This is a genomic window from Pseudomonas sp. rhizo25, from assembly GCF_031931935.1.
In the GTDB taxonomy this organism is placed as follows: domain Bacteria; phylum Pseudomonadota; class Gammaproteobacteria; order Pseudomonadales; family Pseudomonadaceae; genus Aquipseudomonas; species Aquipseudomonas synxantha.
Genome location: NZ_JAUJXA010000003.1, coordinates 313,456 through 326,300, shown reverse-complemented (window position 1 = coordinate 326,300; position 12,845 = coordinate 313,456). Strand labels below are relative to the sequence as shown.

The window sequence follows — 12,845 nt, the reverse complement described above, 5'->3', positions numbered from 1 at the left end:
GCTGTCCGAGCACCGCATCCGCGGGCATCGGGCGCCAAACCCAGAATATGACAGGACTCGCCTTCCAGGTCCGGTAAGCTGCGCTAGAGCTCGATGCTCCACCGTAACTGCCTCACCGGTCGCGTGTCCGGTCCCGAGGTGTGTTATGACCTTCCAACTCATTGCTTTGCCCGATGTAAGCACCCTGGCTGCTGCCCTGCGCGCCAAGCTGCGCCGCGAGCCCGTAGGCTTTTCACCTACCCGCTCAACCTTTGCGGCACCCTCCCCTCAAGCCCGCCCGGCACCGCCGTTGGCGCACTGGCGTATCTGCCCTGACAGCGGCCAACTGGTGCAGCACTGGGACCACGCCGACCCTCAAGACCCGCAGAGACCCAAGGTTTCCAGCCTGGCGCAAGCCAGCTTGATGCTCGGTCTTTATGTGAGCGCTCGCGCCGCCTGACCTGGCTGGAAACTGCAACTTTCTTATTAATACCCTGGAGTTCTTTATGAACAAGTCCAGTAGTAGCCCGCTGCGCGCATATTAACTAACGTGCTGTTAGCGGGCACTCTAGAAGCTATCTGAACACATTATTTAAACCGATCGCGAAGTCCGCGGCTCGGCATGCTTTCGCTCGCCTCTATGCAGGTAAGTACCGGGTATGTTTTGTCGAGAATTGGCGACAGGAGTACAGACAATGAGCGCCGTAAAAAACCCGCCTCTGCACAAGAAAAATGGCACCGCTACCGACACCAAACTGTCGATGCGCGCCGCCCGTGAAGCCCAGAACGGCCTGGCGGCTACCCTCGCCAACGTACGTGCCACCCAGGACGGCCTGACCGAACTGGACGCCTCGGCGCGTCTGCAACGCGAAGGCTACAACGAAGTCGCCCACGACAAGCCGCCACACGCCATCCTCCAGTTCCTGCAGGCGCTGAACAACCCCTTCATCTACGTACTGCTGACCCTGGGCGGCATCAGCTTTGTCACCGACTGCTGGCTGCCGATGCAGGCAGGCGAAGAGGCCGACCCGACCAAGGTCATCATTATCATGACCATGGTGCTGCTCAGCAGCCTGCTGCGCTTCTGGCAGGAGCACCGTTCGGCCAAATCCGCCGAGGCACTCAAGGCCATGGTGCGCACCACGGCCACGGTGCTACGCCGCGAGCAGGTCGGCGCCCAGCCTACCTTGCGCGAAGTGCCAATGCGCGAACTGGTGGCCGGCGATATCGTGCAGCTGTCGGCCGGTGACATGATTCCCGCCGACATCCGCCTGATCGAATCCCGCGATTTGTTTATCAGCCAGGCCGTACTGACCGGTGAAGCCTTGCCGGTGGAGAAGTACGACACCCTCGGCGATGTCACGCAAAAATCCGCCTCCAGCCTGGCCGCCGATCAAGGCAACCTACTCGATCTGCCCAACATCTGCTTCATGGGCACCAACGTGGTCAGCGGCCGCGCCAAGGCCGTGGTGGTCGCCACCGGGCCGCGCACTTACTTCGGCTCCCTGGCCAAGGCGATTGTCGGCTCGCGGGTGCAAACCGCCTTCGACCGTGGTGTGAACAGTGTCAGTTGGTTGCTGATCCGCTTCATGCTGGTGATGGTACCCATCGTGTTCTTCCTCAACGGTTTCTCCAAAGGCGACTGGGGCGATGCCTTTCTGTTTGCCTTGGCAGTCGCCGTCGGCCTCACCCCGGAAATGCTGCCGATGATTGTCAGCGCCAACCTGGCCAAGGGCGCCACGGCCATGGCTAAACGCAAAGTGGTGGTCAAGCGCCTCAATGCGATCCAGAACTTCGGCTCGATGGACGTGCTGTGCACCGACAAGACCGGCACCCTGACCCAGGACAAGATCATCCTCGAGCATCACGTCAACGCCTTCGGCCAGCGCGATGATGCAGTGTTGTCCCTGGCGTGGCTGAACAGCTTTCACCAGAGCGGCATGAAGAACCTGATGGACCAGGCCGTGGTGCAGTTTGCGCAACAGAACCCCAAGTTTCAGGTGCCATTTGCCTACAGCAAGGTCGATGAATTGCCGTTCGACTTTGTACGCCGTCGCCTGTCCATCGTGGTCAAGGACGCTGCCGGTGATCATCTATTGGTGTGCAAGGGCGCCGTGGAAGAGATGTTGAGCATTTCCACCCACACCCTGGAAGACGGCGCCGCCGTGCCCTTGGATGATCGCCGTCGTCAGGAGCTGCTCGCACTGGCTAATGACTACAACGAAGACGGTTTTCGCGTGCTGGTGGTGGCGACTCGTAATATTCCCAAGGCATTGGCACGCCAGCAGTACACCACCACCGATGAACGCAACCTGGTGATCCAGGGCTTCCTGACCTTCCTGGATCCACCGAAGGAAACCGCAGACCCGGCGATTGCCGCACTGCAACAAATTGGCGTGGCAGTCAAGGTGTTGACCGGCGACAACGCCGTGGTCACCAGCAAGATCTGCCGTCGGGTCGGCCTGGAACCAGGCCAGCCGCTGCTGGGTGTGGAAATCGAAGCGATGGACGACGCCACCCTGCTGCGCCGCGTGGAAGAACGCACGGTGTTCGCCAAGCTCACGCCGCTGCAAAAGTCGCGGGTACTCAAGGCGCTGCAAGCCAACGGCCACACCGTCGGCTTCCTCGGCGACGGTATCAACGATGCGCCGGCGCTGCGGGATGCCGACGTGGGTATCTCGGTGGACAGCGGTACGGATATCGCCAAGGAATCAGCCGACATCATCCTGCTGGAAAAGAGCCTGATGGTGTTGGAAGAAGGCGTACTCAAGGGCCGCGAGACCTTCGGCAATATCATGAAGTATCTGAACATGACTGCCAGCTCCAACTTCGGCAATGTGTTCTCGGTGCTGGTAGCCAGTGCGTTCATTCCGTTCATGCCGATGCTGGCGATCCACCTGCTGCTGCAAAACCTGATGTACGACATCTCCCAGCTGGCCCTGCCGTGGGACAAGATGGACAAGGAATACCTGGCCAAGCCGCGCAAGTGGGATGCGAAAAACATCGGCCGCTTCATGATCTGGATCGGACCTACCTCCTCGATCTTCGACATCACCACCTTCGCGCTGATGTGGTACGTGTTCGCGGCCAACAGTGTGGAAATGCAGACCCTGTTCCAGTCCGGCTGGTTTATCGAGGGGCTGCTCTCGCAAACCCTGGTGGTGCATATGCTGCGCACCCGCAAGATCCCATTCTTCCAGAGCACGGCTGCCTGGCCGGTGCTGATGATGACCTGCATCGTCATCGCCCTGGGTATCTATGTGCCGTTCTCGCCACTGGGCACCCTGGTAGGCCTGCAACCGCTGCCAATGGCGTATTTCCCATGGCTGGTGGGCACCCTGCTGGCGTACTGCTGCGTGGCCCAACTGATGAAGACGATCTACATCCGCCGCTTCAAGCAGTGGTACTGATCACCCCGCCGTTCAAACGGTGGCGGTCGCCCGGCCGTCACCGTGCAATACAAGGATGCTCCCTATGCGCGTCTTGATCTGTGCAGGTCGTCATTACGCCGACACCAAGAAGTCCCGCCATGTGCTGGACGCTTACCACCGCCTGCGCCCGGTGCAGGTATTGATTCACGGCGGCAACCAGTTCCTCGGCAGCGAGATCGAGGAATGGGCGCGGGACATCGGCATCGACGTGGTGCGTTACCCACCCAATTGGCAACGCCACGGCAAACAGGCGGAACGCCAGCGCAACCACTTCATGCTGGCCGACAGCCGCCCCGACGTGATCATCGCCCTGCCCGGTGGCGACGACACCTTGGAGCTGGTGTCCCAGGCCAAAGCCCGCGGCATTTCGGTGCTGACTGTAGAAAGCTGAATTCAAACGAGGTGCATCATGCACAAACAACACACCCCAAAGCGGCAGGACGGCTTTGCCAAATACCGTGCGCGCCACTATCGCGGTGCCCGCCACACCTTGCTGTTGTTGCCACCGGCCAAGCGCCGTGCATTGCAGCGCAACCTGATTTTTATCGGCGTGAGCCTGGGCGCGGTGTTGCTCATCGCGCTGTTTTCCAAGGCCCATGCCGCCGGCGGTGCTTATGTGGTCGATGACGGCGCCGTCAATGCCCCGGGAGAATGCAATGTCGATGCCTGGTACAGCGCCAATCGACACGCGGGCAGCACCCATAACACCACTCTGTCGCCGGCGTGTACGTTCAGCGCCATGCCCACCGTGCAATGGGGCGCCGTGTTGTCTCGCGCTACCACCGCAGGCAAAGGCGAGACGCAGATCAGCCCGCAGGTAAAGGCGCAGGTGTTGTCACGGGAAGACGTGGGGCTTGAGCTGGCGATTGCCGCCGGGGCGCATATGGCCCTGGATCGCCAGCACGGGTTTGACGGGGCCGATTTGAATGCCCCGTTGACCTGGCAGCCTCTGGCGCCATTGCGCCTGAACCTGAACGTTGGCTGGAGCCACGCCTATAACGACGGTGATCAACAGCATCGCCTGACCTGGGGCACGGGGTTCGAATATCAGTTGGCGGAGGGACTGACCCTGATCGCCGAACGCTACGGCCAGGAAGGCGGTGAGCAAGCGTGGCAGGCCGGGCCGCGATTCCACATCCTCAAACTGTTCGATGTGGACGTGGTGGTCGGGCGCAGCCTGATTGGGGAACGCGCCCAGTGGCTGACCACTGGGGCGACGCTGAGGTTCTAGGCTTTTGCCTGCTGTTCCAGGTGCAGCTGCAACTGCGGATCGATTTGCAGCTGCCCGGCCAGATCGTCGAGGTAATTGCGCTCGGCGTCCTGCTGATCATTGACCAGCATCACGCTGGCCAGGTAAATCTCCGCGGCGAGCGCCGGGTCATGGGCATACTCGGCAAAATCCGAGGCATCCAGGGGCTTGGCGACTTCAGCGTCGAGCCACTGCTGCAACTGGGGGTCGTCGGTATGACGGCCGATCTCGGCAGAGATCATCTGCTGCTCTTGCGCATCGATAGCCCCATCGGCCTTGGCCGCCGCGATCAGCGCACGTAATACGCCATGGCTATGGGCTTCGGCTTGCGCCCCTTCAAGCTGGTCAACGGTCTGGATGGCCTGCTGTGGGGCTGTGGCCTGCTGGCGTTGCCAGGCTTGATAGGCCTGGAAAGCCGCCATCCCCAGGGACGCCAGCGCCGCGTAATTCATCCCGCCGCTTTTACGCGCCTGAGTGCCGCCGCCGGCCGGTGCACCGCCCAACAAGCCACCCAGGCCACCCAGCAACCCACCCAAGCCACCGCCAGCTGCAGCACCACCGGCACTGGTGCCCTTCAATAAACCACCGAGCAACCCGCCCAGGCCGCCGCCCGAAGCGCCGCCGCCTTGCTGCCCTGCACGCAACAGTTGTTCCAACAGATCGCTGGTATTAATGGTGTCGCCCTCCCCGGACGCAAAAGTGGCGTTAATCAAACATAGTCCGCCTGCGATGGAACACCATGACCGCCGGGCGGGCAAGCTTTATGATGGCGCCACTACACCGCCAAGGGAGAAAATATCGGTGAACCGCATCGAGCAGATCGCGCTGATGGCCAACTACAACCAGTGGATGAACCGCAAGGTCTATGACGCCGCCGGCACGTTGACCGACGCGCAATTAATCCTGGACCGGCAGGCGTTCTTCGGCTCGATCCTCGGCACCTTGAACCACCTGATGCTGGGCGACACGGTCTGGCTCAAGCGCTTTGCCGAGCACCCGGCTGACTTTTCGGCACTGGCGCCGTTGAGTGCCATCGCTACCCCCGCCGACCTCAAACAACTGGCCTTTGCCGATCTAAGTGAACTCTCGGCCCATCGCGCCTGGCTGGACCAACTGATCGTCGAGTGGGCCCACAGCCTGCACGAGTCCCATCTGGACCAGCATCTGCGTTACCACAACATGCGCGGTGCGGCCGCCGAAAAACCCTTCTTCGGGCTGCTGGTGCATTTCTTCAACCACCAGACCCACCACCGGGGGCAGGTGACAACACTGCTGACCCAGGCGGGGGTGGACGTAGGTACTACCGACCTGCTGGCGCTGATTGACTGAGCGCGGCGTAGCTTGCCCTAATGCCGATCAGTCAGGCTTGTGAGTACACACCCGCAACGGCCCGAAACGGCCAGGTCACTTCACCTTGTTGCTCAACGTCTCAACGCTGCGTTTCAGATCATCCAGGCTGCGTTTAAGGCCGTCGATCTCGCCTTTCTGCCGGTCTATGGTATTTTTCTGCTCATCCACTGTGCGCTTGAGACTCGACAGCTGACTGTCACTGCTGCTTGAACTCGACCCGTCCTTACGCTTGAACTCGTCAAATGCTCGATCCTGACCATCCACTTTGGTTTTCAGGCTTTGCAGCTCGCTTTCGCTACGCTTTTGCGCCGCTTGCAACGCCTCGATATCGCCGACGGAAATACTCGACGACTTCAGCACATAGGTATTGCCCGCCTCTACCGAGGCGCCCGTCAATCTGTCTGTCGACGATGCACTGAACTCTCCCCAACGCACCGCACCCGCCGCCTGCGCCTGGCCGACCATGGCCACACCCAACAAGCCCGCTACACCAAAAGCCATCATCCAAGAATGCTTACGGACACTGAGCATCAATTGATTCCTTTGCAATTTGCCGGGATGGCATATCGCTATGACTGTCATTTATGAGGCTTGTTCCTGCGCCGCATAAATTCATCAGGACTTAACTCGGCGAACATGTAGATGACTGATCTGCCACGCTTTTTCACGCATATCTTTGTGCAGGAAAGCGCGTTTCGAGGTTGCGCCGAAGCGACAGGATCTATATATTCCCAACCCTGCTACACCGCGCTACCGCCCGAATGGCGAAACTGGTAGACGCATGGGACTTAAAATCCCCCGCTCGTAAGGGCGTCCCGGTTCGATTCCGGGTTCGGGCACCATAGATATCAAGGGCTTGCCAGGGAAACCTGGGCAGGCCCTTATCTTTTCTGTTCCGCAATTCTTAGATCTGTTCCGCAACTCCCTTCCCACCGGTGTTCTGCCGAACAAATACCTGTCCCTACTTGCAAGACACCGACCATAGCTGATCCAACCTTGTCGTATAGCTCTGACTCATCATTTCCCGGCGCATCCCCCAGAGGGGATTCGTCGGCACGCTAGCAGATCGCAGCGTCCCCCTTCCCCACCGTTCGTTGATCTGGTCGAGTACAGCCATAACCTGGGTCGCCTCGGTCGGCTGCGATATTGCGAAAAGATTGTCGGTGTATTCGCCTGGCTGGCACAGGTTTAGCAGCATCACTTCAGCCTTGCTGTACTTGAAACCTGGCCGGAAGATCTTATCCAGAGCATCAACCGCGGCCTTTGTGAGCAAGCGCACGTCGTCGGTGGGATAAGGCATATCGACTACCACGCCGTTGGCGTACTTCGCCTCTTGCGGGTTGAACATCCCGGTTCGGATGCAGACACGGACCTTCTTGCAGAGTGACTTTTGCGCACGCAGCTTTTCCGAGGCTCGCAACATGTAGGTGGCCACCGCTTCCCTAATCGGTGACAGCTCGGTCAGCCGCATGCCAAACATGCGGCTACAGCAGATTTCTTGCTTCGGCACATTGGGATCGTCCAGCTCCAGGCACGACGTGCCGGCCAGTTCACGCGCCGTCTTTTCGATCACTACGCTGAATTTCTTGCGCAGCGTCCAAGGATCCGCCTTGGCGAGGTCCATTGCTGATTTTATGCCCATTGCGTCAAGGTGGAGTTTCATTTTGCGGCCCACGCCCCACACTTCGCAGACGTCAGTATTGCGCAATACCCAATCGCGCTTGACCGGATCGGTGATGTTCACCACGCCACCTGTCTGAGCTTGCAGTCGCTTTGCCGTGTGGTTGGCCAGCTTGGCCAAGGTTTTGGTGCTCGCTATTCCAACCCCCACGGGGATGCCAGTGCAGCGCAGCACCCGCTCCCGGATCTGACGACCCAAAGCATCCAGCTCGGGAATACCCGATAGGTCAGCAAACGCCTCATCGATACTGTAAATCTCGACGGCAGGAACCATCGATTCGATCAGGGTCATCACTCGCTCGCTCATGTCACCATAGAGCGCGTAGTTGGATGAAAAAGGAACGATGCCATGCTGCTTCAGCTTGTGTTTGATTTGGAAATACGGCTCGCCCATCTTGATAAACGGCTTGGCGTCGTAACTGCGAGCGATGACGCAACCGTCGTTATTGCTCAATACAACGATGGGCACCTTAGCCAGATCCGGTCGAAAGACCCGCTCGCAACTTGCATAGAAGCTATTGCAGTCAATCAGTGCAAAGACTGGCGCGTCAGACATGACTGCGCACCGTGCTGGTAATCACGCCCCAAATTGATAGCTCGTCACCCTCCAAAACATACCTCGCTGGGTATTTCGGATTTTCTGACAGGAGAATCACCTCCTTCCCGCGCTTGCACAGTCGCTTACAGACGGGATCATTGTTCAAAAGAGCGACAACGACGTGCCCGTGGGCCGGCTCAATTGACCGGTCAACAACTGCCAGGTCTCCCTCAAAAATTCCCGCCCCTTGCATGCTTTCTCCAGTAATAGCGATGAGATAGACGTGCGGCGCCCTGATATTTAGGACCTCATCCAATGAGATATGCTGCTCGATGTGATCGGCCGCCGGTGACGGGAAGCCAGCGGGCACACGAAACGAGCAGAAAGGCAGCTTCGTGCCGCCTTCGGATATAGGACCTAAAATGGTGAAGCTCATGATGCAGCCTTCTACATATACTGTACGAATGTACAGTTAACTTTGAAGCCGGCTTGCGGTCAATTTTTCTGTAGGAGATTTCGACAGATGGAGAGGTGCCTATGTGCGGAAGACTTTCACAATACATCGGACGGAGGACACCATGTCCACCCTTCAAAGGCCTGGGCTACACCAAGCGAGATACAAGTGGTCGAAACTCCATTTTTCTAGCGTAATTCGTAAACCAAAACTGCTTGGGCTAGTTCGACGTCGCTGACTGAGCTCGTTTCATTCTGAGTACGCAAAACCTCGAATGCAGCCTCCAGGCCCACGCCTCTAATAACTCCATCACTCGCGACAAAAGCTGCAGCATCATTGCGTGCGGCAAGTACCTTTCGGTCACCCTTCTTTGAACTATTCTGACTACTTTCTTGACTGTCTTCGGTAAGCGAAACGGGGGAAAGGGTCACAGCAAGGCTCGATGAGACAATCGCTCCAAAGGCCGAAACCTTGACCGGCCTGCCATCACCAGCGATTACGGGAAAACTGCACGAAAAACCGAGCATAAGTACAACAATCAGTTTGCGCAAAGATCCACTCCACAGGTATGCATCATCCTTTAGGGGCTGAATCTACCTTCTTCCACGCCAGGCATCCAGCGTGGATGGAATGCCAGTGGCGCACATCGATTGATCAGTTGTAGCTTTTGACGTCCACCCCATAAGGAACTGAGCACACCAAAGGGCGGATCAGCATGGAGTGCAGCGGATGTAGCACTGTTACGTAAGCTGGCCGCAGGCAATACTCCGACCCGCGTCATCGGTTTGAAGCTCCCCCTCGTCCGGCGTCCTGCCAAATCCATGCTCCCTCCTTAAATCTCAACCGAACTACCCGCGCATTCAAACGCTCTACCGAAAGACGCCTGAACATCTCCAGGCCAACCCGCAGGAGTGGACTATGTCTGACGATCTGAAAAACCGTGGCCCTCAAGACCGTGCTCGAGTGAACACTTCAGAAGCTTGGGAGTTGAAGTATTGGACGAAGGAGTTTGGCGTGACTGAGCAACAGCTCAAGGATGCGGTAAAAGCCGTCGGCCCGATGGTTGCAGATGTGCGTAAGAAACTCGGCAAATAGCATAAAACTCGCCCTGCGCTTCTGCGGGGCGCTTTAATGATCGTCGCCCATCTGCATTAAGGCATCGGCCGTACTCTGGATATGCTCACGCATCCACACCTTGCCCAGCCAATCCTCGGGAATACCTTGCACACCATAATAGGCGCCGGCCACCTGCCCAACGATTGCTGCGGTAGTGTCCGCATCGTCTCCCAGGTTCGCAGCCATCAGCACGGCCTCGGCAAAGCTATCCGTCTGGTGCAAGCACCACAGTGCCGCTTCCAGCGAAGCGACTGCATAACCTGAGCCGACAATGTCAACGCAGGCCTTTTCTCGATAGTGCCCTTGGGCAATGGCTATCACTTTTGGCTCGGTCAAGCCGGATCGGCAGCGTCAAAATCACCTTTGTGCAGCAGGCTCTCAGCCAGACAGGGCGCCATGGAGGTGTCGTCAGTCCATTGACCAGGCTGGAGATTAAAAGGGCCTGCGCCGATCATGCCAGTAACAGCCTCAAATGAACCACGCGGCATAAACTCAACCGTGGTTCCTACGGCGTCACCGCAGGCCAGGCCCAGCAGACAGCCACGAAAACGCTCCGACAGAGAGATGGGCATTTGTAATCAGCTCATAGATAAATCAGGTCGCAGCACTATTGCAGTCCCACTCTGCTCGGTATGTAAGAGGCGACTGACTAATGTGTGTGACGTGCAGCACTGTAGTAGCTACGAGGATAGCGTCCGCCGCAAGACAGGCTGATGACGCCAACACCAATGCTCCGTTAACAATCGTGAATGACTTCCCCGCAATCACATCCGCCACCTGACTCATCAGCCTAAGGCGTCCCTGCTGTTTTATAACGATATATCAACTAGTTATATATTATATTTAATTTTCAAATAACACTAAATCCAATAGTCATTTATAAAGACAAGCATAACAAGAAAGCAGCGAAAACGTGATAAGCATATAACACTCCAAATCAATGGACACGAAGGAATGTACACGTATGACTATCTTGGCGAAAAATCTTGTTAGCCCATTCACCACGTCGGCGCAATTCCGAACAAGTGAAGATTACCAGGCACTCTATAATTTTTCACACACCTATGATCGAGGAGGATTTAATTCCTTACAGGGGAAGCCGTCTTACACTATTGCGCAGGCAGCGGATGAAATAACTCGAGGAGGTTACTATTGGGGTGACAACGACCACAATGGGAAATACAACTTCACCTACAGCTTTCTGACTTCAGAAAGTCAAGCATTCGCCTCCGAGAATGTGTCTGGATTCAGCGCATTCAACGCTCAACAGAGATCCCAAGCAGCCCTTTCTTTCCAATCCTGGTCAGACGTCGCCAACATTTCATTCATCGAATCCAGAAGCGGAGGTGACGCACATATATCGCTGGGCAATTATAGTAATGACCTGCAGCATGGTGGTGCCAGATCAGCGTTTGGATTCTATCCAAATAACAGCGGAAATAGCGATGCGTTGTTTTATACCAATCAAAACTATCAAGAAAATTTAACACCGGCAAACGGCAATTACGGTCGTCAAACCTTGACCCATGAAATTGGTCACACGCTTGGACTGCAGCACCCAGGTTCGTACGACGCCAGTGTGGGTCAACCGTCGTATTCGGATGCGAAATATGCCGAAGATACACATGCTTACTCCGTGATGAGTTACTGGAGCGAGAGCAACACCAACCAGAACTTCAGTAAAGGTGGTGTCGAAGCCTATGCTGCGGGCCCGCTGATCGACGACATCGCCGCGATCCAGAAGCTCTACGGTGCCAACTACAGCACCCGCGCGGGTGACAACACCTACGGCTTCAACTCCAACACCGGGCGTGATTTCCTCAGCGCTACATCCAATGCCGACAAGCTGGTGTTTTCGGTCTGGGACGGTGGTGGCAATGACACCCTGGACTTCTCTGGCTTTACCCAGAACCAGAAGATCAATCTCATTGAGACCTCGTTCTCTGACGTTGGCGGCCTGGTGGGCAACATCTCCATCGCCAAGGGCGTCACCGTAGAAAACGCCTTTGGTGGTGCGGGCAACGACCTGATCATTGGTAACCAAGTGGGTAACCTCATCAAGGGCGGGGCCGGAAACGACCTCATCTACGGCGGCGGCGGCGCAGACCAATTGTGGGGCGGCGCCGGCAACGACACCTTCGTGTACGGTGCCAGTTCCGATTCCAAGCCACGCACTGCGGATAAGATCTTTGACTTCACCTCCGGTTCCGACAAGATCGACCTGTCGGGTATTACCAAAGGTGCAGGCTTGTACTTCGTCAATGCATTTACCGGGCATGCCGGCGATGCTGTGCTGAGCTTTGCCTCGGATATCAACCTGGGCACCTTGGCCGTGGACTTCTCCGGACACGGCGTGGCGGATTTCCTCGTCACCACCGTCGGCCAGGCAGCCGTCAGCGACATCGTGGCGTGATACAAAGCGCGGCGCTTCGGCGCCGCGCTTCACACGGGTTGTCCTTGTTCTAGTGGTGTGTGTTCGCAACTATCACAGTAGACCAAGGGCGGCCTTTTTCAATTTTTTCTTAGCAATATCAGCTGGTTAGCTGCCAAGCAAATGCCATTCAAATCTGCCACCTTTTTTAGCCTCAAACCAACTCGTGTCGCAGCTTAGCGCTCAGGAAACTCCCTTATGACCTTTTCAACAGAACGGATCAAGTTAACTAAGATTTTATTATCAACCTTGAAACACAATGAAAACTCTCTATCGCTTGAGTAATCATACGCTGCACCTTTAGGGTGAAAGTTAAAGTCAAGTATCACTGCAAGCTGCATATCGTCCGAATACGAAAATGCCAACTCCCCTTCCGTGAACGCAATACTTGAAGGCAGCCCTTCAGTTGTTAAACTTCTCAACCACTCTAACAATCTCAATAATTCATCAGTGCGCAGATAGGGCCCGCACGCTCTCCATGCCTCCCCACCCTTATGCTCGACATCTATACTGACAACCAACCAATTAGCGTCTAGCTCATCCCGCGCACGGGGAAATTCATAGGCTTTCACTCTGAGTGAAAACTTATTGCTCTTATCAAATAAGTCAATCATATT

At 56.8% G+C, this 12,845-nt stretch carries 13 protein-coding genes, 1 tRNA gene and 1 pseudogene; 8 read left to right on the top strand and 7 right to left on the bottom strand.

What is annotated here, in order from left to right; all coding sequences use genetic code 11:
* Nucleotides 1–145 precede the first annotated feature (145 nt).
* From QZR30_RS08425 to QZR30_RS08410, 4 genes are all read left to right on the top strand, one after another.
* Nucleotides 146–439 (top strand): hypothetical protein, encoded by a 294-nt coding sequence (locus tag QZR30_RS08425; RefSeq protein ID WP_046068245.1) that lies wholly within the window; start codon nt 146–148, stop codon nt 437–439.
* 235 nt (nt 440–674) lie between these two features.
* Entirely contained in the window at nt 675–3,389 is a 2,715-nt protein-coding gene (gene mgtA / locus QZR30_RS08420) for a magnesium-translocating P-type ATPase (RefSeq protein WP_311903176.1), read from the top strand.
* Between the two features lie 64 nt (nt 3,390–3,453).
* Nucleotides 3,454–3,801, top strand: a complete 348-nt coding sequence (locus QZR30_RS08415; protein WP_046068247.1) for a DUF2493 domain-containing protein — start codon at nt 3,454–3,456, stop codon at nt 3,799–3,801.
* Between the two features lie 18 nt (nt 3,802–3,819).
* Nucleotides 3,820–4,641 carry a hypothetical protein gene (locus QZR30_RS08410; RefSeq protein WP_311903175.1) on the top strand — a complete coding sequence of 274 codons (822 nt, stop codon included), beginning with the start codon at nt 3,820–3,822 and terminating at the stop codon, nt 4,639–4,641.
* On the opposite strand, the gene QZR30_RS08405 is transcribed toward QZR30_RS08410, so the two are convergent.
* The gene (locus QZR30_RS08405) at nt 4,638–5,333 is read right to left on the bottom strand and encodes a tellurite resistance TerB family protein (protein WP_046072468.1); all 696 of its coding nucleotides are present in this window, start codon (nt 5,331–5,333) and stop codon (nt 4,638–4,640) included. The genes QZR30_RS08410 and QZR30_RS08405 overlap by 4 nt on opposite strands.
* A gap of 127 nt (nt 5,334–5,460) precedes the next feature.
* Here QZR30_RS08405 and QZR30_RS08400 point away from each other — a divergent pair, with 127 nt between their 5' ends.
* Complete coding sequence (locus QZR30_RS08400) at nt 5,461–5,988, top strand: DinB family protein (protein ID WP_046068249.1); 528 nt, start codon at nt 5,461–5,463, stop codon at nt 5,986–5,988.
* A gap of 75 nt (nt 5,989–6,063) precedes the next feature.
* Here QZR30_RS08400 and QZR30_RS08395 read toward each other — a convergent pair whose 3' ends face one another.
* Nucleotides 6,064–6,540: a hypothetical protein gene (locus tag QZR30_RS08395; RefSeq protein ID WP_046068250.1), complete on the bottom strand. Its 477-nt coding sequence runs from the start codon at nt 6,538–6,540 to the stop codon at nt 6,064–6,066.
* Nucleotides 6,541–6,764: 224 nt separating this feature from the next.
* On the opposite strand from QZR30_RS08395, the gene QZR30_RS08390 reads away from it, so the two are divergent.
* Nucleotides 6,765–6,851, top strand: a tRNA-Leu gene (locus QZR30_RS08390).
* A 119-nt stretch (nt 6,852–6,970) separates the two neighbouring features.
* On the opposite strand, the gene umuC is transcribed toward QZR30_RS08390, so the two are convergent.
* The 3 genes from umuC to QZR30_RS08375 form a co-directional block, all read right to left on the bottom strand.
* The gene (umuC, locus tag QZR30_RS08385) at nt 6,971–8,245 is read right to left on the bottom strand and encodes a translesion error-prone DNA polymerase V subunit UmuC (RefSeq protein WP_311903174.1); all 1,275 of its coding nucleotides are present in this window, start codon (nt 8,243–8,245) and stop codon (nt 6,971–6,973) included.
* Nucleotides 8,238–8,663: a LexA family protein gene (locus QZR30_RS08380; RefSeq protein WP_034135895.1), complete on the bottom strand. Its 426-nt coding sequence runs from the start codon at nt 8,661–8,663 to the stop codon at nt 8,238–8,240. Before QZR30_RS08380 ends, umuC begins: the two co-directional genes overlap by 8 nt.
* Before the next feature lie 206 nt (nt 8,664–8,869).
* On the bottom strand, nt 8,870–9,232 hold the full coding sequence (locus QZR30_RS08375) for a DUF2388 domain-containing protein (protein WP_233518700.1): 363 nt from the start codon (nt 9,230–9,232) through the stop codon (nt 8,870–8,872).
* 367 nt (nt 9,233–9,599) lie between these two features.
* Between QZR30_RS08375 and QZR30_RS08370 the strand changes: the two genes are divergently transcribed.
* On the top strand, nt 9,600–9,776 hold the full coding sequence (locus tag QZR30_RS08370) for a DUF3606 domain-containing protein (RefSeq protein WP_080944622.1): 177 nt from the start codon (nt 9,600–9,602) through the stop codon (nt 9,774–9,776).
* A 33-nt stretch (nt 9,777–9,809) separates the two neighbouring features.
* Here the strand turns inward: QZR30_RS08370 and QZR30_RS08365 are convergent.
* A pseudogene (locus QZR30_RS08365) lies at nt 9,810–10,369 on the bottom strand (ADP-ribosylglycohydrolase family protein).
* Between the two features lie 392 nt (nt 10,370–10,761).
* Between QZR30_RS08365 and QZR30_RS08360 the strand changes: the two are divergent.
* The gene (locus QZR30_RS08360; protein ID WP_311903173.1) at nt 10,762–12,210 is read left to right on the top strand and encodes a serralysin family metalloprotease; all 1,449 of its coding nucleotides are present in this window, start codon (nt 10,762–10,764) and stop codon (nt 12,208–12,210) included.
* A 194-nt stretch (nt 12,211–12,404) separates the two neighbouring features.
* On the opposite strand, the gene QZR30_RS08355 is transcribed toward QZR30_RS08360, so the two are convergent.
* Nucleotides 12,405–12,842 carry a WapI family immunity protein gene (locus tag QZR30_RS08355; protein WP_311903172.1) on the bottom strand — a complete coding sequence of 146 codons (438 nt, stop codon included), beginning with the start codon at nt 12,840–12,842 and terminating at the stop codon, nt 12,405–12,407.
* Nucleotides 12,843–12,845 lie beyond the last annotated feature (3 nt).